Origin of the sequence: Sedimentibacter sp. B4 (assembly GCF_000309315.1) — a bacterium.
In the GTDB taxonomy this organism is placed as follows: domain Bacteria; phylum Bacillota; class Clostridia; order Tissierellales; family Sedimentibacteraceae; genus Sedimentibacter; species Sedimentibacter saalensis.
This window is the reverse complement of the sequence record NZ_CANG01000959.1, coordinates 105,523-126,892: the sequence shown is the minus strand read 5'-3', so window position 1 is coordinate 126,892 and position 21,370 is coordinate 105,523. Positions and strand designations below refer to the sequence as shown.

17 protein-coding genes and 2 pseudogenes are annotated in these 21,370 nt (G+C 35.4%); 12 read left to right on the top strand and 7 right to left on the bottom strand.

The features are described from left to right. Positions 1-53 precede the first annotated feature (53 nt). On the top strand, positions 54-575 hold the full coding sequence (locus tag BN358_RS20335) for a peptidylprolyl isomerase (protein WP_019230379.1): 522 nt from the start codon (positions 54-56) through the stop codon (positions 573-575). Positions 576-631: 56 nt separating this feature from the next. Beyond that, positions 632-992 (top strand): annotated as a pseudogene (locus BN358_RS20330) (four helix bundle protein). Positions 993-1,050: 58 nt separating this feature from the next. Here the strand turns inward: BN358_RS20330 and BN358_RS20325 are convergent. The 3 genes from BN358_RS20325 to BN358_RS20315 form a co-directional block, all read right to left on the bottom strand. Beyond that, a complete protein-coding gene (locus tag BN358_RS20325; protein ID WP_019230378.1) occupies positions 1,051-4,089 on the bottom strand; it encodes an AAA family ATPase in 3,039 nt (1,012 codons plus the stop codon). Continuing rightward, complete coding sequence (locus tag BN358_RS20320) at positions 4,086-5,210, bottom strand: exonuclease SbcCD subunit D (RefSeq protein WP_019230377.1); 1,125 nt, start codon at positions 5,208-5,210, stop codon at positions 4,086-4,088. Before BN358_RS20320 ends, BN358_RS20325 begins: the two co-directional genes overlap by 4 nt. 145 nt (positions 5,211-5,355) lie before the next feature. Next, a complete protein-coding gene (locus BN358_RS20315; RefSeq protein WP_019230376.1) occupies positions 5,356-5,991 on the bottom strand; it encodes a lactate utilization protein in 636 nt (211 codons plus the stop codon). 250 nt (positions 5,992-6,241) lie between these two features. Here BN358_RS20315 and pepT point away from each other — a divergent pair, with 250 nt between their 5' ends. Then, positions 6,242-7,462 carry a peptidase T gene (gene pepT / locus BN358_RS20310; protein WP_019230375.1) on the top strand — a complete coding sequence of 407 codons (1,221 nt, stop codon included), beginning with the start codon at positions 6,242-6,244 and terminating at the stop codon, positions 7,460-7,462. 25 nt (positions 7,463-7,487) lie between these two features. On the opposite strand, the gene BN358_RS20305 is transcribed toward pepT, so the two are convergent. Further along, positions 7,488-9,116, bottom strand: a complete 1,629-nt coding sequence (locus BN358_RS20305; RefSeq protein ID WP_019230374.1) for an S-layer homology domain-containing protein — start codon at positions 9,114-9,116, stop codon at positions 7,488-7,490. Positions 9,117-9,125: 9 nt separating this feature from the next. Next, the gene (locus BN358_RS20300; RefSeq protein ID WP_019230373.1) at positions 9,126-11,006 is read right to left on the bottom strand and encodes a DNA methyltransferase; all 1,881 of its coding nucleotides are present in this window, start codon (positions 11,004-11,006) and stop codon (positions 9,126-9,128) included. A gap of 103 nt (positions 11,007-11,109) precedes the next feature. Here BN358_RS20300 and BN358_RS20295 point away from each other — a divergent pair, with 103 nt between their 5' ends. The 4 genes and pseudogenes from BN358_RS20295 (at position 11,110) to hisS (ending at position 14,368) form a co-directional block, all read left to right on the top strand. Then, positions 11,110-11,337 carry a DUF1659 domain-containing protein gene (locus tag BN358_RS20295; RefSeq protein ID WP_019230372.1) on the top strand — a complete coding sequence of 76 codons (228 nt, stop codon included), beginning with the start codon at positions 11,110-11,112 and terminating at the stop codon, positions 11,335-11,337. Between the two features lie 43 nt (positions 11,338-11,380). Then, positions 11,381-11,593 carry a DUF2922 domain-containing protein gene (locus BN358_RS20290; RefSeq protein ID WP_019230371.1) on the top strand — a complete coding sequence of 71 codons (213 nt, stop codon included), beginning with the start codon at positions 11,381-11,383 and terminating at the stop codon, positions 11,591-11,593. An 85-nt stretch (positions 11,594-11,678) separates the two neighbouring features. Further along, positions 11,679-13,032: pseudogene (dsdA, locus tag BN358_RS20285) on the top strand (D-serine ammonia-lyase). Positions 13,033-13,108: 76 nt separating this feature from the next. Beyond that, positions 13,109-14,368, top strand: a complete 1,260-nt coding sequence (hisS, locus tag BN358_RS20280) for a histidine--tRNA ligase (protein WP_019230370.1) — start codon at positions 13,109-13,111, stop codon at positions 14,366-14,368. A 143-nt stretch (positions 14,369-14,511) separates the two neighbouring features. Here hisS and BN358_RS20275 read toward each other — a convergent pair whose 3' ends face one another. Both BN358_RS20275 and BN358_RS20270 read right to left on the bottom strand, forming a co-directional pair. Further along, positions 14,512-14,970 (bottom strand): nucleoside recognition domain-containing protein, encoded by a 459-nt coding sequence (locus BN358_RS20275; RefSeq protein WP_019230369.1) that lies wholly within the window; start codon positions 14,968-14,970, stop codon positions 14,512-14,514. Positions 14,971-14,974: 4 nt separating this feature from the next. Next, a complete protein-coding gene (locus BN358_RS20270; RefSeq protein WP_019230368.1) occupies positions 14,975-15,397 on the bottom strand; it encodes a nucleoside recognition domain-containing protein in 423 nt (140 codons plus the stop codon). 242 nt (positions 15,398-15,639) lie between these two features. On the opposite strand from BN358_RS20270, the gene BN358_RS20265 reads away from it, so the two are divergent. The 5 genes from BN358_RS20265 to BN358_RS20245 all read left to right on the top strand — a co-directional run bounded on the left by BN358_RS20265 (position 15,640) and on the right by BN358_RS20245 (position 21,143). Then, entirely contained in the window at positions 15,640-17,124 is a 1,485-nt protein-coding gene (locus tag BN358_RS20265; RefSeq protein WP_019230367.1) for a glycoside hydrolase family 26 protein, read from the top strand. 104 nt (positions 17,125-17,228) lie between these two features. Then, complete coding sequence (locus tag BN358_RS20260; RefSeq protein WP_019230366.1) at positions 17,229-17,591, top strand: DUF3221 domain-containing protein; 363 nt, start codon at positions 17,229-17,231, stop codon at positions 17,589-17,591. A gap of 58 nt (positions 17,592-17,649) precedes the next feature. Continuing rightward, positions 17,650-18,165 carry a transposase gene (locus BN358_RS20255; RefSeq protein WP_019230365.1) on the top strand — a complete coding sequence of 172 codons (516 nt, stop codon included), beginning with the start codon at positions 17,650-17,652 and terminating at the stop codon, positions 18,163-18,165. A gap of 214 nt (positions 18,166-18,379) precedes the next feature. Continuing rightward, the gene (locus BN358_RS20250) at positions 18,380-19,072 is read left to right on the top strand and encodes a response regulator transcription factor (RefSeq protein ID WP_019230364.1); all 693 of its coding nucleotides are present in this window, start codon (positions 18,380-18,382) and stop codon (positions 19,070-19,072) included. Continuing rightward, on the top strand, positions 19,044-21,143 hold the full coding sequence (locus BN358_RS20245) for a sensor histidine kinase KdpD (protein WP_019230363.1): 2,100 nt from the start codon (positions 19,044-19,046) through the stop codon (positions 21,141-21,143). Before BN358_RS20250 ends, BN358_RS20245 begins: the two co-directional genes overlap by 29 nt. Positions 21,144-21,370 lie beyond the last annotated feature (227 nt).

The window sequence follows — 21,370 nt, the reverse complement described above, 5'->3', positions numbered from 1 at the left end:
TTTTTTTGATGTTAGTGTAAAGTATAATAAATAATATCAATAATGGAGGAAATATGAAATTACCAATAGTTACATTTGAATTTGAAAACGGCGATGTGATAAAAGCTGAATTATACCCTGAAATAGCTCCAATCACTGTTAACAATTTTATTTCACTGATCAACAAAAATTTTTATGACGGAAAAATATTTCACAGGGTTATAGAAGGATTCATGATTCAAGGAGGATGCCCTAACGGAAACGGAATGGGAGGACCTGGATATACCATAAAGGGTGAATTTACAGGCAACGGATTTAAAAATGACCTTAAGCATGATGCAGGAGTGCTTTCAATGGCAAGATCCATGAGCCCTAATTCAGCAGGCTCACAATTTTTCGTAATGCATAAAAAGTCTCCTCATCTTGACGGTCAATATGCTGCATTTGGAAAAGTGATTGAAGGAATGGATGTAGTAAACAAAATTGCAGCAACAAAGACTGACCGCATGGACAGACCTGTTCAGGAAGTTAAGCTTAAACAAGTGACAGTTGACACATTCGGAGAAATATATCCAGAACCTGAGAAATTCAATTAAGAATTAAGAGTTAAGAATTATAAGTTAATAACTGGAAGGTGAGAGGATGATAAGTTTTGTCAAATAATATAATACTTGATAAAAGTTTTAAATTTGACATAAGAATTGTCGCACTCTACAAACATTTATGTTTAAATAAAAAAGAATACATAATGTCTAAACAGTTGTTAAAAAGCGGTACCAGTATTGGCGCCAACGTATATGAAGCTGAAAACTCCCAATCAAAAAAGGATTTTTGGGCAAAAGTATATAGCATTTAAAGAATCAGCAGAAACAGAATATTGGATTAAATTGCTTCATGAGACTGATTATTTAAATGATGATGAATATGAAAGCATTTTTAATGATTGTACTGAAATTAAAAGAATTCTTAGTTCAATAATTAAAACCACTAAAGAAAATTACAATATCAATTAAAAAGAAAGACGTGTCATTTTGACACGTCTTTCAACATTCAATTCTTAATTCTTAACTCTTAATTATTAATTAGCAGTGTGGAGCCGTTTCTGTCTTTTTGAACTGTGATTGAAGATTCTATTGTTTCCTTTAGAAGCTGCACATGGGATATGATTCCAACAAGTCTCTTAGATCCCTTTACAGATCCCAATATGTTCATGGCATCTGCTATTGATGAGGAATCCAGGCTTCCAAACCCTTCATCAATAAACATGGTGTCTATTTTTATTCCGCCTGATTGTGCTTGTACAATTGAAGACAGTCCCAGAGACAAAGCAAGAGAAACAAGGAACTTCTCTCCTCCTGACAAACCAGCAACACCTCTTTTTTCTCCGGAGTAACCGTCAAAAACTTCCAGCTCAAGCCCTGCTTTTCTTGTTCGTCCGCTTCCTTCAAGAGTTCTGCAAAGCTGGTATCGACCGCCGTGGACATTTTTCAAAAGTCGGTTTGCTTCAACAGTAACGCTGGTGAGCATAACTCCCAGGACGTAACGCCTGAGGCTTATGCCTTTGTCGCCGCGAAGAGTAGTTCCAAAGCTGTAGTAGGAATCATATTTGCGTATGAGTTCCTGCAGTAGTTTTTGCTCTTCACAAACACGCTTGATTAAAGTTTCAAGTCTGTTTTTTCGTTCATTCAGAAGAGCAGATTGTTTTTCAAGCTGTGTAATTTTGGTCTCCAGTTCACTGACAATATTTTTCATATTTTCTATTTGAGGCTTTGATTTATTTGCTGTAAGTTTCTCAAGCCTTTCAAGATTTTTGGCAACTGATTTTTTTTCGATGATGTAATCCTGGATTTTTTTGTCCCATTCATCCAATGTATCTTGATCAGTAAGGAAGGATTTAAATTCCTGTGTGTCAGCAAAGCCGTTTTGTTTCAGCAAATCCAGATATTCTTCCTTTGCTGTGTTGTAATCCTTTGTTCTTATTTCGAAATCTTCCTTAAGAAACAAGAGAGATGCATTTGATGAACTCAATTTTTTGTCGGCAAGAAGGCTTTTGTCTGTCAGTGCTGAAAGCTCATCAGTATATCTTGTTATTTCATTTTTTAAATTGTTTATTTTGTTCATCAGGACATTTTCATCATCTATGCCGTCAATTTTTCTTATGCTTAAGGAATTGTAATTAGCATATGTTTCTTCCTTTAACTTGCTTTGAGAAGACAACTGATTAGCAAGCTCAGAAATTTTGGTTTCAAGTTTAGCAATTTCTGATGATATGGAGGCAATTGCATCTAACAAATCATTTAATTTTCCTGCTTCTGTTTCTGCAGTTTTTAACTCTGACAATGTGTCTTCCTTTATAAAACCATCCAGGCTTTTACCTATTTCTGCAATTTCATTTTCAAGACTTTGGTATTTTTCTAATTTTGAAGATTTATTAGCTTCCTGACGAGCAATAATGTTGTTTAGTTCAGCTGTTTCCTCGCTTAATTTATCCAATGAAGTTCGCATGTTTTTAATAAGTGCAGAATCTACATCTTCAGTTGATTTTGATGGCTTTTGAGGATGATGGATGCTTCCACAAACAGGGCAGGGTTTGCCGTCTTCAAGTTTTTCACTTATGATGTATGCTGTTTGTTCAATGTACCTGCTGTATGTCTCATCATATATTTTCATTTTAGCAGCAACGGTTTTTTTGTTCTTTTCCAGGTCCTTATTAAGCATATTTATTGAATTTTCTGCTTTCTTTAATTCAAGCCCTGTAATGTTAAGCTCCAGTGTCTTTTTATCAAGAAGTATGAATTTTTCTGCCCTTTCCCTGAGTTCCGGAAGCTTCATGGTGTAATTATTGAAAATAAAATCCTTTTTGTCGGAATATTTCTTCAGCTTGTCCTTTGTAAGAGCAAGTTTTTCCTGATTCAAAGTATCTTCAGCTTTAAGCAGGTCATACTTCTTGCTTTCATTTTCAGATGATATTCTGGCACTGGAAATCTGTCTGTATACCTGTATGAGTCCTTCGGCAATGATTTTATTTTCCTTTAGCTTCTCAATTTCGCTTTCTCTTTTCTTAAGCTCATCGAGTGAGTTTTGTAAATTTTCCTTTGCAAGTATGCATTCAGCGTTGGTTTTCTTTTCTGTCTCCAACCTTTGTCTTACTTCATTGAACTGGCCATACAGATTCATTGCATTTGAGTACTTTTGCTCAATGCTTTGGGATTTCCTTCCTTTATCAAGTTTTGCTGACAGAATGCTGATTTTGTTTTCCTGTTCCTTGATAGTTTTAAGTTCATTTTCAGTCCTTGTTTTTTCCTCAAATAAATTGAAAAGGTCTATGTTTATTTCAAGCTTTGTTTTTTCTGCAGCAAGGAGTTGTGCAGCTTCTTTTTTCTCGCCGGAAGTAAGTTCTATGTTTTTATTTAGTTCAGATATATGATTGTCCAAATCTTCAATTGTTCCGGCATTTTCAGACTTCAGAATCATATTGATATTTTCTCTTTTCACAGTTAAATCACGGCTAATGTTTCTGGCTTCATTGCAGATCCATTCTGCTGCTTCCTGCCATTTTTCTGCATTGAACAATGTAACAAGTATTTCTTCTTTTTCTTCAGACTTTGCAACAAGGAGCTTTTCAAACTTACCTTGAGGAAGCATTATGACCTGTATAAACTGTTCATGATTAAGGCCTATTATCTCACATGATTTTTGTTCAATATCTCTTATTTTAGGATTTTCAAAAAAAGGAACAAATACTCCGCTTTTGTCAAGAAACATAGCATTTTGTGTTAAGGTATATTCCTTTGTGCCGTTTCGTTTAGTCCTTATATTTATACTTCTTGTAAATTTGTATGTTTTCTCATTAACTTTGAAAATGAATTCAACTTCTGTGGGGATTTTCTCCTTACAAAGCTGGCAGCGCATTGCTGTAATGTCTCCACGTTGTCCGCCGCTTGATTTTCCGTAAAGGGCATAAGTCATTGCATCAAGTATGGTTGTTTTCCCTGAACCGGTTATGCCGTGAATGAGAAAAACGCCTGAATTTTCAAATTTGTCGAAATCTATCTCCTGTTTTTTAACATATGGGCCGAAGGCCTGAAATGACAATTTTAAAGGTATCATTGCAAAACCTCCTGGCTGTTTACTGACTCCATGGCTTTCTGGAACAATTTCAATTGTTCTTCTGTCACTTCACATCCTGTTGTTTCTTTGTAGAATTTCTCCAGTATGTTGTTGGGAGAAAGGGTGTAAAGTTCTTCAACAGTGAGCTGATTTTCTTCTGTTTCATTCATTTTTCCTGTGATGTTCAATAGATTTGCATAGTATGTTCTGAAAAGCTCAACTGCTTCCATGCCTGCGTACATGTCAGTGATTTCAATTTTGATAAAATCGTCTCTTTTCATATCATGGTTAGCAAATTCAAGAACTTCATCAAAAGTTCCCCTTATGATTCTTGTTTCTCTGAGAGGTACTATTTCAAGCTCTTCATATTTTATGCCATCTTCAATTTCAAGCATTGTAATAGTCTTTAAATGACTTGCTTCACTGAATGAATACTTGATGGGGGAGCCGCTGTATCTTATGTTATAGCCCCTGTCCTGGGCCTTGTGAAGGTGTCCCATTGCAACATAATCAAATCCGTCAAATATTCCGGAAGGAACAACAGACGATCCTCCTACCATGGCTGTTCTGTCACTTTCTGATAACACAGAGCCGCTTACAAAGCAGTGGCACATGAGGATGTTGCTGTTACCTTTCTTGAAGTTTTGTTTTATATTTTTAAGCACTACTTCCATGGCATCTGCATAGCTTGATATTTTTTCTTCAGGATACAATGCTTTTACTTCATCAACATTGAAGTAGGGAATGGGATAAATGCTTGAGTTTCCAATTTCAACAGCATTAATTTCAGCTGTAAGTTTCCCATATATATAAAGCCCTGCTTTTTTTAATAATTCGTTGCATGAAGCAAGGCGTGCTGCTCCGTCGTGGTTTCCGGCTGCAATTACTACCGGTACTCCTATTTCATTGCACAGTCTCGTTACAGCATAATTGTACAATGTTATAGCTTCAGCACTGGAAACAGAGTGGTCAAAAACATCGCCTGCAATTATAACCGCATCTACTTTTTGATCTTTTGCAACATTAATGAGGTAGTCGATGAAGTATCTTTGTTCATCAATTAATGAGACATTGTGAAGACTTATTCCAAGATGCCAGTCAGATGTATGGATTATTTTCATTTTTTCTCCTTTATAACAATTGCAGTATATTTTGCCATGAATTTTAAATTCAGTATGTAGGGGAGGACTACTGTCCTCCCGTGTTATATTAAATCAAAAACACAATCAGGCACTAACCCACCCCAACGCATCGATAAATTGAAAATTAGAATCCTAAATTTTCTCCAACCAAAATAACCTTTATTTTGTTGTTTGGTCTGCAGTACCTAGTAACAAGAATTTGTCCGCAAAGTGTGTCAGGCATTGTGCATTCTGAACATTTTCCTGTAATGCGGCACGGTGTGTTTGAATTTGTTCTGAAGGTGTTTGGAATAGTTGCTTCAGTTCTTGCTCTTTTCATTGCTGTATCTATGTCTGTTGCAACTTTGTTCATTCCTGCAATGACAATCACGCTGTCAGGACCGTAGCAGAAAGCAGCCAGTCTGTTTCCGTTTCCATCAATGTTTAAGAGTTCTCCGTTCATTGTAATGGCATTTGTGCTTGTTAAAAACACATCTGCAGTGAGGGCCTGTTTCATGAGTCGCACTCTTTCTTCAGGGGATTTTGCCTTGTCCCTGTCTATTACTGCAATTTGCTTTTCTTCAAGCAGCTTTTTGATTCCAAGTTCATCAACAGTGTATGAACCTCCCCATGAAACCACATCATCTTGATTTATCATTGACATTGCTTTTTCTATAGCTTCTTCCCTTGTGTCAACATAATAACCTTCCATGCCTCTTTTTTGAAGATTTTTTATAATTGTGTCACTTTTTACTTTATATGATTCTTTTAGAAAATCCATATTGTTCCTCCTTAGATATAGTCATTTTATTATATAATAAAATGACTGCAACTTCAATTGTAAATTTAGTTTGGCATTGACGAATTAACTAAGACCGTCATGAAATAATGATATAACTATAGTCAGATATGAATTACAGATATATGCAAAATTAGAATATTTACCAATCAATAATTGCTAAGGAACTTTGGGGGTGCTATAATAATTAGAGCAACTGAAATTTTCATAGAAGGAATGGAAGGGATATAAAATGAAAGTACACGAAAGATTTTTAAATTATGTAAAATTTGACACTCAATCAGTTCCGGACGTTGAAATAATTCCAAGCAGCGAGAAACAAAAAAATCTTGGACAGTACCTGGTGGAGGAAATGAAATCTCTGGGAATAAAAGATGCGTTCATGGATGAACACTGCTATGTTTACGGCACGCTTGAAAAAAACACAGACAAAAACACACCTGTTATTGGATTTATCGCACATATGGACACATCTCCTGACATGCCCGGCAATGACATTAAGGCACGCATTATAGAAAATTATGATGGCAGTGACATTGTTCTAAATGTAGAAAAAGACATAACAATGAAGACTGAAATGTTTGGACATTTATTAAATTATGTGGGAAATGACCTTATAGTTACAGACGGCACAACGCTTCTGGGAGCAGACAACAAGGCAGGAATTGCTGAAATATTGTCCATGGCAGAATATTTTGTGAATAATCCTGATGTTGAGCACGGAACTATAAAAGTTGCCTTTACACCTGACGAGGAAGTTGGAAGCGGGGCAGACATGTTCGATGTAAAAGGATTCGGAGCAGATTTTGCATACACAGTTGACGGTGGAGAGCTTGGGGAAATTGAATACGAAAATTTCAATGCAGCCAGCGCTAAGGTAACAATTAACGGAGTAAACATCCATCCCGGATCTGCAAAAAACAAAATGAAAAATTCAATATTGATAGGAATGGAATTTCAAAATATGCTTCCTGTCCATGAAAGACCGGACAGCACAGAAAATTACGAAGGCTTCAGCCATTTAAACGACATGAGCGGGGATGTGGAAAAAACACATCTTAACTACATAATCAGGGATCACAGCAATGAAAAATTTGAAGTTAAAAAAGATAGATTTTTAAAGACTGCTGATTTTTTAAACAGCAAGTACGGCGAAGGAACAGTTATTGTGGAGCTTAAGGATTCATACTACAACATGAAGGAAAAAATTCTACCCCACATGCACATAATAGAAACTGCAAAACAGGCGCTCTTAAACATTGGAATAGAGCCTGAAATAGTGCCCATAAGAGGAGGCACAGACGGTGCAAGACTTTCATACATGGGACTTCCGTGTCCTAACCTTTGCACAGGAGGCCACAATTACCACGGAAGATACGAATACATACCTGTTCAGTCAATGGAAAAGGTAGTTGAAATGCTAAAGGAAATAGTGAGATTATACACAAAATAAAAGGGCGGTTATCCGCCCTTTTTTGTTATTCTTTTACTTTTTTTAATATTCCTGTGTATGTGTCGTCCGTTGTAGATTTAGTTGTTTTGTAAAGGTCAAATGTCTTGATTATTTCATAATCATTTATTCCTTCTACAAAAGCTCGTTCTTTTTCACCTATGAAGTTCAGCACATACAGCCTGTTCAGCGAATATTTGCTGAAAATGCTCTGATAATCAGCAAGATTTGCTGTTGAAGGCTTGACGTTTTTTTCAATAAGCAACAGGTTTACCAGTTCAACAATTTTTGAATTGTAAGTGACAGGTGCAACCGGATTCAATGAATATCTGTAATATGTTGTGTCTTTGTAAAGTGAAAAACTGTACTTTCCAAAGCTGTAGTTCCTGAAGTCTAATGACGCTGCCCCTGCTGTAAGTCCCCAGTTAATGTCCAAAAGAGAAGGAATGTCATTTGCTTTTTTCAAGTCGTCATAAACCAGGGTTTGAAGCATTGCTTTGTTGTTGTTTTTAATGTAGTAAGCATATCTGTAAAATAAAATATTAGCTTTGGCATTATTGTTGGTGGTAATGCTGTCCCATTTTTCCAATGCCCCCATGTACAAGGATTCTTTTACGTCGTACTTGCTTACTGCTGCAAAAACCTGCATAAGCTCCGAGTCCTTGAAATCATTCCTTGCAATGATGTTCATTAAAATTTCATTGGCAAACTGGGTTTTTTCGGATTCATTGTAGCTTCCGAAAGTAATCATGTAAAAATTAGTTCCTGTCACATTGTAGTAACCGGTTGAACGAAGTGTTGCCATAGTTTCCACCGCATTCAAATCATAAAGGTGTGAATCTTCCGGAAAAATGTATCCGCCAAATGATACATATTCCAATGTGTCCTTAGCTTTAATGAATTTTTTGTCATTTGTGTCTGTAGTATTTAAGTTATAAGTGCCAAAATAAGAATACATGTCTTCGCCTTTAATAGGCATAAATTCCAGTTTGGTCAGGTACTTGCTTGAATCGCTAGTTTTGATGTCCAGATAGACTCTTTTTATAAGAGCAGCTGCTTCTGCCCTTGTAATGTTTGTGCTTCCGCGGAATGTATTGTCTTCATATCCAACAACTATTCCTGCATTGTTGAGCCTTTTGATTTCATTGTAAAATCTGTTGCTCTTAGATACATCTTTAAATGCAAGTGTATTGTCATAAATAGATTCCTTACAAAAAGCTGCAATCAGCGCTGCCGATTCTTCTCTTGTTATTGCTTTGTCTGGATTAAAATTAGTACCTGGAAAAATATCTTTGAAAGAAAAACTTCCGTTTCCCTTCAGGTGTTCATACATTGATATTACAAATGTATGAGACCAGTGTTTGCTGGACATATCGCTGTAGTTCATGTCGCTGGTGTAAACTTCGTTCATTTGATTTTGCCTGTAAGCTGTTCTCGCCAGTATAGTAATAAATTCGGCCCGGGTTATGTTGTTTTCCGGCTTAAAGGTAAAGTCTCCGTAGCCTTTAAAAACTTTTAAGGTGTTGGAAGCAAAATCAATTTCGCTTTCCGCCCAGTGTTTATATGTATCATAATACACTGTCTTGGCAAAGGCGGGTTGAACTGAGAATACAGTAAAAATAATAAGTAATAATAATAGCTTGTTTAATCTTCTCAATATACGTCATCACCTTTTTTGTACATATTTGTTTATAATATTATTTACCTCCTCTTCGCTTATATTAAACACCTTTTTTAGGAATATTTCAATACTAATTTTTCCTAAATCAGATATATTTTGTTGAATGTTTTCCTGAGGAAGATAAATTTTTACGTTATTCAATTTGTTTGGATAATATTCATAAATTGCATTTCCGACCTTTTTTGCCTGACATTTGAAATAAAATTCAAAAATGCTTGAATTAAGGTAAGAAACAAGGTAATCAGGATTAAGCACCTCTTGGAATCCATTTGCAAAATAAACATCTGCACTGCAAAAAAATGCATTTTTATCATAATAGAAATAATTACCTTTGGCTTTGTACGGGAAAATAATCTTTGGATTCTCAAAGTCAGATTCTATTCTTTCCCACTGGAGGTCAAACCATCTTCTGTAACCCCTTTGACATTCCCGTCTGTTTTCAAGTTTTTCCCTGTAAGAAGATAAATATTTTATTGCATTTGGACAATGTTCTTCATCTTTTATATTGTTGGAATATATCAGGTACAGATTATTATATTTTAATACAGAATCCCTTATGTTGCTGTTTTTAATCCATTTTTTAAGTAAATAACTCTCAATGTTGTATTTTTCGATTGTTTCTTCATCAACTATAAAAGCTTTGTCTAAACCTGTTATAATTCCCTGTTTTATAGTGCATACATCCTTGATGTATGTGTTGGATATTTCTTCAATTCTTTCAAATAGATTTATTTCTTCATCCCTTAAAATAATCCAGCCTGAGCTTTTCAGCTTGTCCTGATTAAAATTAAATATATCATGGGCATTTTTATCGCCATTATATTTGACGTATGAAATGTCTTTTTTGTTCCCGGTATTATTTGACAAAATGATTACTGCAGGACTTATCATGGCGTCCTTAAAAACCGTGTTTCCGCTGTAATCAGCCAGTGAAAGTATTTGAAAATTTTGTTTTAAAAATTTTCTCAGCTTGTCTGCATACATTGCTTCCATAAAGTACCTGGAAGTGATGAAAGTCATTATTCCGTCTTCCATTAGAATATCAGCGCTTTTTTTGAAGAAGCAATATGAAATGTCGGATTTGTCATAAAACACATCGGGGTATTTCTCATAAAGAGCTTTTTTGTACGCTGCAGTTGAGTTTTTATGACCAACATACGGTGGATTTCCAGCTATTATGTCAAACTTACCTATATCAAATGAATCTGTGAGATAATCAATATTAAAAATTTTAAATTCCACATCATCTAGACCGCTTGCAAAGAGCATACCTGTCTTAGCTAGGAATATGGCAAAATCATCAATATCTATTCCATAGATCATATTTTCCAGAATATATCTGTCATCAACACCGTCAATATTCAGTGATTTTATTTGTTTGAACATTTCAGTGAGAAAATATCCGCCTCCGCAGGAAGGATCAAGAAATCTGCTGTGCTTGTCAATTTTTATAAAACTCAAAGACTTTTCCAGCATTTGTACTATTATTTCAAAAGGTGTGTAAACCTGTCCCAGTGATTTTTTTTCCTTTGAAGTAAGCAGTTCCTCATAAAGATTACCCGGGGTGAAGTCATTTGCTTCAAGGAATCTCCGAATTGATTTTAAAAGATTGTACAGATTTTGTTCTGCTTTTTTATTATTCAAGTCCAGGAATTTATAGTCTGTAAATATTTTCGCCTCATGTCTTGAAAAAAATAGGGTTGACTTGTAATCTTCATAATCGCAGTCTAAAATTTCAAATCCCTCTTGCTTGCAATTGTAAATTATTTTTGACATAAAAAAAATTACATATTTAACACCGCATATATAATCACAATCCATGTCTTTAATTATCTGAGCTATTTCCCGCAGGAATGACTTGTCCATAAGTACCTCTTGATTTAACATCTTTAGCTTATATTATCATGTTGTCAGGATTTAATCAACAAAATTGCCTCTGATATGCTATATAGTGTCAGGAGGTGATAGGATGGCAGTAATAGCTAATCAAGCAGACTCAAAACTAAAACTTGTGTTTAACGCAGGACTTGACGAGGAAAATAAAGACATCATTAAAAACAAGACATTTGCCAATGTTAAGCCGGCAGTGACAAACGATAATCTTTACAATCTTGCAGTTTCAATGTCAGATCTTCAGTCGTACACGCTTTCAAAGATAGTGAGATATGAAGAATATCAGCTTTCAAATGAAATTTAAGGATAAATAAGGAAAAACAGCAAATAATGAAAGGGGTGATAGGATGGCAAAAAGATTAGTGATGACTTTTGTTACTGCTCAGGGAACAAATACGTCCCTGTCTCTTGATGAACCTAAGGAAGGTTTGACAGAAGCAGAAGTAAGGACAGTTATGCAATCAATCATAACACAAAATGTGTTCAACACAACAAAAGGCGACCTGGCAGAAATAAAATCAGCCGAAATTATAACTACAACTGAAGAAATTTTAATATAACAATTTACTGAAATATGCTATAATTAACCAATAGTGCCATAGAAAAATGTCTGCCTGGCGAATCGCGATTCGCCGGGTGGATAAAATGCAGGAGGATTCCATGTTAAGCAAAAATGAACTCATAAAAAACAATGAAGTATTAAAACAGGTTTCAGAACTTAAGGAAGTTTTGTGGCTTAATCCAAATCTAGCGCCATACCAGGAAGCATCAAAAATAATCAAAATGGATTTGTCAGCAATAGATGATGCCGAAAGACGCCTGGAGAAATTTGCACCCCTCATAGAAATACTTTTCCCGGAAACAAAATCATCCCATGGCATTATTGAGTCGCCGTTAAAAGAAATTCCAAATATGAAGGAACAGCTTAATTCGTTTTATTCATCAGAAATATCGGGAAATCTGCTTTTGAAAATGGACAGCCATCTTGCTATTGCTGGCAGTGTAAAGGCAAGGGGAGGAATTTATGAAGTACTTAAATATGCTGAAACTCTTGCTCTGGAAAACAACATGATTTCTGAAAACGATAATTATGCTATTCTTGCAGAAAAAAAGTACAGAGACTTTTTCAACCAGTACAAAATTCAGGTAGGCTCTACGGGAAACTTAGGATTGAGCATTGGCATAACTTCAGCAGCCCTTGGATTTAAGGTTGCTGTACATATGTCAGCTGACGCAAAACAGTGGAAAAAGGATTTGCTGAGGTCAAAGGGAGCAGAGGTTGTGGAATATGACAGCGACTTTTCAAAAGCAGTTGAAGAAGGGCGAAGACAGTCGGACCAGGATCCCATGAGCTACTTTGTTGATGATGAAAATTCAATGAATTTGTTCTTAGGATACAGCGTTGCAGCAAGAAGACTAAAAAAACAGCTGGATGAAATCAATGTAAAAGTAGATGATGAACATCCACTGTTTGTGTACCTGCCATGCGGAGTAGGAGGAGCACCGGGAGGAATAACATACGGACTTAAGTCAGTGTATGGGGACAATGTTCACTGTTTTTTTGTGGAACCCACACATTCACCATGTATGCTGACTGGAATGGCCACTGGGCTTCACAATGACGTATGTGTACAGGACATAGGTATTGATGGAAAAACCCATGCAGACGGCCTGGCAGTTGGAAGACCTTCAAAGCTGGTTGGAAAGATGATGGATTATGTTCTTGGAGGTATTTTTACCATCGATGATTACAAGCTGTATGACAACATGAGGCTTCTGCACGATTCAGAAAAAATTGACATTGAACCATCTGCCTGTGCAGCATTTGAAGGAGCTGTAAAATTGGAAAAATCGGACGAAGGCAAGGAGTACAATAAAAAAACACAGACTGGAAAACAAAATGAAAAATTCTTCTCACATTGCATGGGCAACAGGAGGAAGTCTTGTTCCAGAAGAAATAAACAAACAGTTTTTAGAGACTCATCTTTTAAAATCTTAATTATAAAAAAACATTGTAAATACCAGATATATTTGATAACATAGAAAATAATTGTTAACGGAAAACGGAGGTTTATATGAAAGTAAATTTAAACCCTGCTAAAGGCATGAGAGACATTACGCCGCAGGAAAAAGAAATAAGAGATTACGTAGAAGGCGTAATAGTAAATACATACAAGCAAAGCGGATTTGAGCTTATTGAAACACCTGTTGTTGAAAACATAGAAAATCTAATAGGCAGCAAGGGCGGAGAAAATTTAAAATTAATATTCAAGATTTTAAAAAGAGGTGAAAAGCTGGACTTTGCAAAAGAAGGACTAACAGAAGAAGATTTGGCTGATTTAGGTTTAAGATATGACCTAACAGTTCCATTAAGCCGTTTTTACTGCAATAACAGAGCAAATCTTCCTTCAGTATTCAAGGCTATGCAGGTTGGAAATGTGTTCAGGGCTGAAAGGGCACAAAAGGGAAGATACAGAAGCTTCAAGCAGTGTGACATAGACATCATAGGTGACGGAACAAAATCAGCTGAACTGGAGCTTATTGCTACAACAGCAAAGGCACTGAATGCCCTCAATGTTACGGACTTTGTTGTAAGATTCAATGACAGGAGAGTGTTGAAGGCAGTCATATTAAAATGCGGATTTACTGAAGAAGAATTTGACGGAGTATGTATAGTAGTTGACAAACTAGACAAGGTTGGTTTATCGGGAGTTGAAAAAGAACTGAATGAGAAAAAAGACTACTCTTTGGGCGCTTCTGCTAATTTAATCAAAGCTCTTGAAAGCATCAATGAAAAAGGAACTAGTTGCCTTGTGGAATACGGAGTTTCTGAAGAAGTTGTAAAAGACGTTGAGGATATATTAAACCAGTCTAGAGAATTTGCAGATGGGAAATATGATGTCGAATTTGACTTTACTCTCATAAGGGGAATGGGATATTACACAGGTTCCATATTTGAAATTGCCTACAAAAATCTCGGGTACTCCATTGCCGGAGGAGGAAGATACGATGAAATGGTAGGAAATTTCATAGGAGAAAAGATACCTGCCATTGGATTCTCAATAGGATTTGAAAGACTTGTAAACCAGCTGATGGATGAAAAGTTCAAGGTTCCAAACCTTGAAAAACTTGTTCTTCTTTATGAAACAGGGGACAAATACATAGATGTTCTTAAAAAAGCAGATGATTTGAGAGCTCAGGGTTATACTGTTGCAGTTTATGAAAAGGCAAAGAAACTTGGAAAACAGCTTAATCAGTTCACAGAATACGGATATAACAAGTTTGCCGTTTACAGCGGCGAAGAAACAGAAGTAAAAGATTTGTCTTCAAACTAAAAAATAATAATTAAAAAAGGGGCGTGCATTGAGCATAATGTCATCCTGAGCGTCAGCGAAGGATCTCATCCTTCAAATGATGAGATTCTTCGGGCTAAAGCCCTCAGAATGACACGATATAATCACCAATGCAATAGCCTCTTTTATTGCTTATTTGTATTGTCTGAGGTTGTTTCTTTTTTTATTATCCTTGAAAAAATAAAAGTTATCATAGTTGCAGACAGGAACCTGGCTATTAAAAGAGCAACAGGATTTGCTCCAGCTGCTGCAAATATTATTGAATCTTCAAATATGGCGTGGCATAGAGATAAAAACATGCATATGAGGAATATGCTTCTTTTGTCAATGTCATAATCCTTTGTGCTTTGAATTATAGCTCCTGCTCCAATGGTGAGTCCGAAAATTATTCCAAACAGCATGGAAATTCCTGATTGTTCGCTTAAGGTGAAGAAATTTGAAACAGGTTTGAACGCATTTGAAATTTTGTCAATGAGTTTTGTATCCTTGAAAATTTCTATTACAATCATTATAGGAATGAGAATTCTTGCTATGCTCCATAAAAAAGCGATCAAGCTTGAGAGTAAATTTAAAATTATAGCCATAATATCACCCGAATATAAAATTATATAAAAAACCCATAACAAATGAAAACAAAAGCCTCAATGTTATGCTTGCCATTGTGCTTACTCCAAGTTTTCTAATTACGGCCCCTTCTGTTATGAGGCTGTGCGCAATTGAAACCATTATTGCCAGAGTTGTTATCTGTACTCCTGTGAGCTTAATAACTGCCATTGCTCCAAGTGCAGCATATCCTCCGGAAAAATATCCGAGAATCAACACAAGGGATGCTTCGCCCGGAAGTCCGAAAACAGACATGATTGGAGTGCAGAAACCAGCAATGATGTTTAAAATTCCGGAAATAGACAACAGCTGTACGCCGATGTACACAGGGACAAGAATTTTGGAAAGTTCAAAAAAAGTCGTGATGCCTTTATAAAGGCCTCTTTTAAAAGTGTCTGTGGTAACCATATATCCTCCTTGAATCATAAACAAAATTATAGCATAACAAGCTTTTGCAAACAACATAATTTATAAATACTTACATAAGCTTAAATCATTTGAAACAAATGCAATTGACACTGACCTCTCTGTTTGATAAAATTGAACTGTTACAGGTAATTTATATGGAACGGTTGAAAAATGCCGGATGATAAAATAATGAATAGAGGTACATATGAGACAGAAAAAATTAACTTGCATTAATAATACTAATGATTTTTACACTTTCAATTAACACAGCATACGCAGATGAGCAAGACGCGAGCACAAATTTAACCACATATTCTTCAGCTTACAACAAATATTCAAATCATCCCTACGGATATGAAATGACACTTCTTAACAGCCTTAAACTAAACGAAGACATAGCAACTGTGAAGAGCAGGTTTGAATCTGAAGGATTGGTTGTAGAAGTTTTGTATGACAATTTTACAAATACTCTTAATTCAAGCAGCATTTATTTGAATTATGGAAACAGGGGCATATTAGGAAATCCTGATTTTAAAATAACTGGTGAATACAACCACAATTTTAATGGTGAGTGGGGACACATTGTTCTCTATGAAAGAAAAAAACTTTCTAATGTTGAAAATGACCGAAACTTCTATGCCAATATTACTTTTGCCAGGAGTTCAAAAGAAGTTATAACAGTATTTATGAAGTCATCCCAGCCTTTATACATTGATTACATAATGCCTGATTTCAAACTTACCAAAAAATCTGGCACCATGAAGGAAGACAAGGTTTTTGAGCCTGTTGAAAAGAATTTTGATGAACAGACAAAGAAATTTTATGATGAATATTTATTGAACAATGAAAAGGTTGATTTTGGCATATTTGAGCCAACATTTCCTCTTTATTCATACAGGCTTGCACAAATAGAGCAAAGTCTGGACTACAACTTCCCTGTTGTCCTTTTGTATAACTCTTTTTCACTTCCTTACAAAAAAGATTATATGAACAAGGCGAAGGAACTTGGTAAGGTCGTGGAATATACCCTTTACACAACTGACATCATCAATGGCAAAGAAGAAGACATAACGCTGGAAATTCTTGATGGCAAATATGATGATTACTTGATACATCTTGCCCAAAGCTTCAATGAATATGATTTTCCTGTTCTTTTCAGATTGAACAATGAAATGAACGGAGAATGGGTATTGTATTCATCTCACAAAGTTGGAAAGGACACAGATTTGTTCATTGCCAGCTGGAGATACATATATGATTTGTTTAAGGAACAGGGAGTTGACAATTTAATTTTTGTATGGAATCCAAACGAGAAGTCATTTCCGGATTTTTCATACAATGATTATCTATGCTATTACCCGGGAAATGAATACGTTGATGTTGTAGGGCTTACAGCATACAACACAGGAAATTACTACAGGGGTGAAATATGGAGAAGTTTTTCACAGGCCTATGATCATTTTTATTATGATTATGCAAAAAGGTTCAAGCATCCTATGATGATTACAGAATTCAGCTGTGCTTCAGCTGGAGGAAACAAAAGCCTGTGGCATCAGGACATGTTCAATACAATAAACAGATATGACAGGATAAAAATTGCAGTATTGTGGAACGGTCAGGATTACGACAACTCAAAACCAGAAAAAACAGTCTCAAGAAACTACAGAATTGATCTTGAACAAGAAGTAATAAATACAATCAGAAGCGGACTTCAGAATTACAAATAACACCAATTTTAAATTTCAGTGCAGGCCATGTGCCTGCCTTTTTTAAGGAATGAACTTTTTATAAAAATATACGTCTAAAAAACTAAACAATAAAGGAGGCTTTTATGAGCAAAAAATCAATCTTATGGATAATAGTGTTAATTTTAGGTGCAGCAGTTGTGCTTGCAATAATAAACGGAGTTATAAAAAATGATACAGGCATTGATTACGGCGACAAAGTAAAAACATTCAATGCAGTTGTGCTTGAAAACAAGAAAACAACACTTCTGGTTGAACCTTTAGAAGATGAAGATGAGCTTAAATCAAGCGATAAAATTACAGTATCTGTGGTAAAAGACGGTGCAGTGTTTGAAGATTTGTCCTTTTTTAAAGAGGGAAGTACTGTAAAAATCACGTACGACGGAACAATCATGGAGAGCTACCCTGCACAAATAAAAGCAATGAAGGTAGAAGCCGCAAACAAGTAAAAATATCAACACGTAGGGCCGGACTACTGTCCGCCCGCACAAACCTAGGAGGTATAAAATGAGTGAAAAGCCTATACGCAAAAAAATAAGGCTGACTGACTATAATTACTCTCGTAATGGGTTTTACTTCATAACTATATGTTCAAGCGAACATAAACCAATATTAGGACATATAGAAGAAGGAAAGATGATTTTAAACGAATATGCTGAAAAAGTTGATTCACTTTTAATGGAAATGGCTGATAAAAAACAAAATATTATTTTGGACAAGTATGTATTCATGCCAAATCATATTCACATGATTCTTGTTATTGAAAATCAATGCAATGATGTGGTTGACGAATCAGGGATAATTGAATTCATACAGGAATTTAAGTCAAAGACAGCAAACATTTATATTAAAGGCGTCAAAGAAGGATTGTATGAGCCGTTTAACGAAAGGCTGTGGCAAAGGTCCTATTACGACAATGTAATTAGAAATAAGGATACATATGATTTGATTTGGAGCTACATAGACAACAATCCATTGAAATGGACAATGGATAAATACTACTATGACAACAGCGATTCATAAAATTCTGCGGGAGGATAGTAATCCTCTCCTACATATGGGGAAAATAAAATTCTAAACATACATAACATTTGGATACTCAACACGTAGGGGCGGACTACTGTCAGCCCGGATTTAGCATGGAATAACCATTGTCCATGACGCCTTGTATTTTATTGTTGTAGTTTTTTAAAATAACATGCTATAATAGTGGTAATTATCATAGGAGGACTTTGAAATGAACATTTTGGTTTGCGATGATGATATAGAAATAGTAGAAGCAATTGAAGTATATTTAAAAAACGAGGGATACAACATTTTAAAATGCTACTCAGGACTGGAAGCAATTGATACTGTTGAAAAAAATGATGTGCATCTTGTTATAATGGACATAATGATGCCCGGAATGGACGGTATCAAAGCAACAACAAAAATTAGGGAAATAAAAAATATTCCTGTCATAATGGTTACTGCAAAATCAGAAGAAAGCGACATTGTGCTTGGTCTCAACATGGGAGCTGACGATTATATAACAAAGCCCTTTAATCCTTTAGAACTTACTGCAAGAGTCAAGTCTCAGCTAAGACGTTACACGACTCTTGGGGGAGCAACCGAAAAAGATAAAAAGGATTATTACAAGACAGGAAATTTGTTGATAGATGATGAAAGAAAAGAAGTAACTGTTGATGGAGAGCAAGTTAAGCTTACTCCTGTTGAATATAAAATACTTTTGTTCCTGACAAAAAACAAAGGACGAGTGTTTTCAATTGATGATATTTATGAAAGTGTGTGGAATGAGCCTTCATTCAATCCGGAAAACACTGTGGCTGTTCATATCAGAAGAATAAGAGAAAAAGTGGAGATAGATCCTAAAAATCCAAGATACCTGAAGGTGGTGTGGGGTGTTGGTTACAAAGTGGAAGACATATAAACGAAAAAAAATTACAAAAATTGCAGCCTTTATATTATTGATTATATGTCTTTTAATAGGGGTTTCTTCTGCACTTGACATAACCCTCAACGTACAGGATTATGAAAGCATTACGGTAAAAAGCTACATGAAAAGCAACACTCTGAGCAACGAGCTACGTTATGCAGCAAACCGTCTTGAGCATCTCATAAGGGTTTACAAAAGCGAAAAATACATCCGTGATGGAAAGACTGTAAAATATATTGATATAGAAGACAGCTGGCAGCTGACAAATTTATACAACAACTATCTTGCAGAAAAGGGATACGAAGACAATGCTGATTCAGAGGAGCTTTTCTGGAGTGAAAAAGATAAGGAAATACAAGATATAAAAGAATCAATTAAAAAGTCAGACCTTGTGAACTACCAGAACATAATAGAAGACCTGAACAATCCTGAAGGACTGATTTACTATGCAACTGACGGTTATTATGAGTGTACAAATACAGGAAATGACAGCAGGAACCATTACTCACTTCAAAATGCCTATGTACTCATAGATGGCAGAGGAATGAAGGTTGAACCTAACAACGGATACAGCAGCTACTCATCCTCACTTGTGGATACGTATGAATCAATTGAGGATGGAACAAACAGCATGGTAATATATGCAGCAATAACAGATGAAGGGCTTAGCCTCAGAGTTGATAAATGGCTTGAAGACAGACACACATTGATAGTGAACATTATTATAATTTCAATGTGTCTCATAGTTCTCATCACATGTCTTGCATATCTTTTGGCTGAAACAGGGAAAGTCACTGATGATGAAGCAATCCATATGGCAAAATTTGATAGGTTATTTCCGGATTTAAGCCTTCTTGTAATAGCTGGAATCATAGCAATTATTAATCTGGAATTTTATAATGTTTTTAATATTAGGTACACAAGTGAAAAATTAATGAAACTTGCCATGCTTTCTTCATCAGCATCACTGTTTTCGTTATTTTTAATATTCTTTTTATCCATTGCAAGACATTACAAAAACAGAACATTGGTAAAAAAATCTCTTGCTTATGTGATTATAACCAGGTTATCAGCAGCGGCAGTAAAAATTGCAGCAGGCGGACCTCTGATGTTCAAGTCCATTGCAGCACTCATATCCCTCATGGCTGTATCGGTGTATTTTTCGGACAATCCGGTACTGCTCATTATTATGGGATTTGTAGCTGTTTATTATGTATCCAGAAAAGTCAGGACATTTGAAGCAATACTTAAGGGATTGAGGACAGCAAAACAAGGAGATTATGAATTTAAAATACAGGTTGACGGAAGCGGAGAATTTAAACAACTTTCAGAGGATATAAACACAATAACAAGTGGGTTTAACATAGCAGTTCAAAATGAAGTTAAAAGCGAAAGGCTGAAGAGCGAGCTCATTACAAATGTGTCCCATGACATAAAAACACCTCTTACTTCAATAATTTCATATGTTGATTTGCTTAAAAGAGAAGGGCTTCAGTCTCCTAATGCTCCTAAGTATCTGGATGTTCTCGACAGAAAATCAAGCAGGCTTAAAACATTGACGGAAGACTTGTTTGAAGCTGCAAAGGCTACAAGCGGAAGCATTGAAGCTCATTTTGAAAGAGTGAATGTGAATGCTCTTGTTTCACAGATATTAGGTGAGCTTGATGAAAAAATAATGGACTCAAAATTGACATTCAAAGTTACATCGACTGATGAAAGACTGTTTGCAAAGGCTGACGGAAGATTACTCAGCAGGGTAATGGAAAACCTGCTTTCTAATATTTTCAAATATGCACTGAAGGAATCAAGGGTATATATTGATTTGAGCCAGACGGAAAAAGAAGTGTTCATATGCTTTAAGAATGTTTCTGCATTTGAGCTCAACATTCCTGCTGATGAGCTCATGCTCAGGTTTAAAAGAGGTGATGAGTCAAGAAGCTCTGAAGGAAGCGGACTTGGTCTTGCAATTGCAAAGAGCCTCATGGAAATACAAAACGGAATTCTTGACATAAGCATTGACGGAGATTTGTTCAAGGCTGAAATAAGGCTTGAAAAATTCTATTAAATATTTTATATTTCATGAATAAAAAAATCTATTGAGCTAATAATAGAATTATAAAAAAGAAGAAGCGTCTTAATTTTAAATATAACGTCCCCCTTTATTTTAATCATACGCTTTTTCTTTTTTATTTTTTGGAAATTTTTCAGAAATAAATTTACTTTAAGTCAAATTTGTAATTGAAATGTTATATAAAAAGTGTTATTATATTCGAGTCTTTATAAAAACTTAAA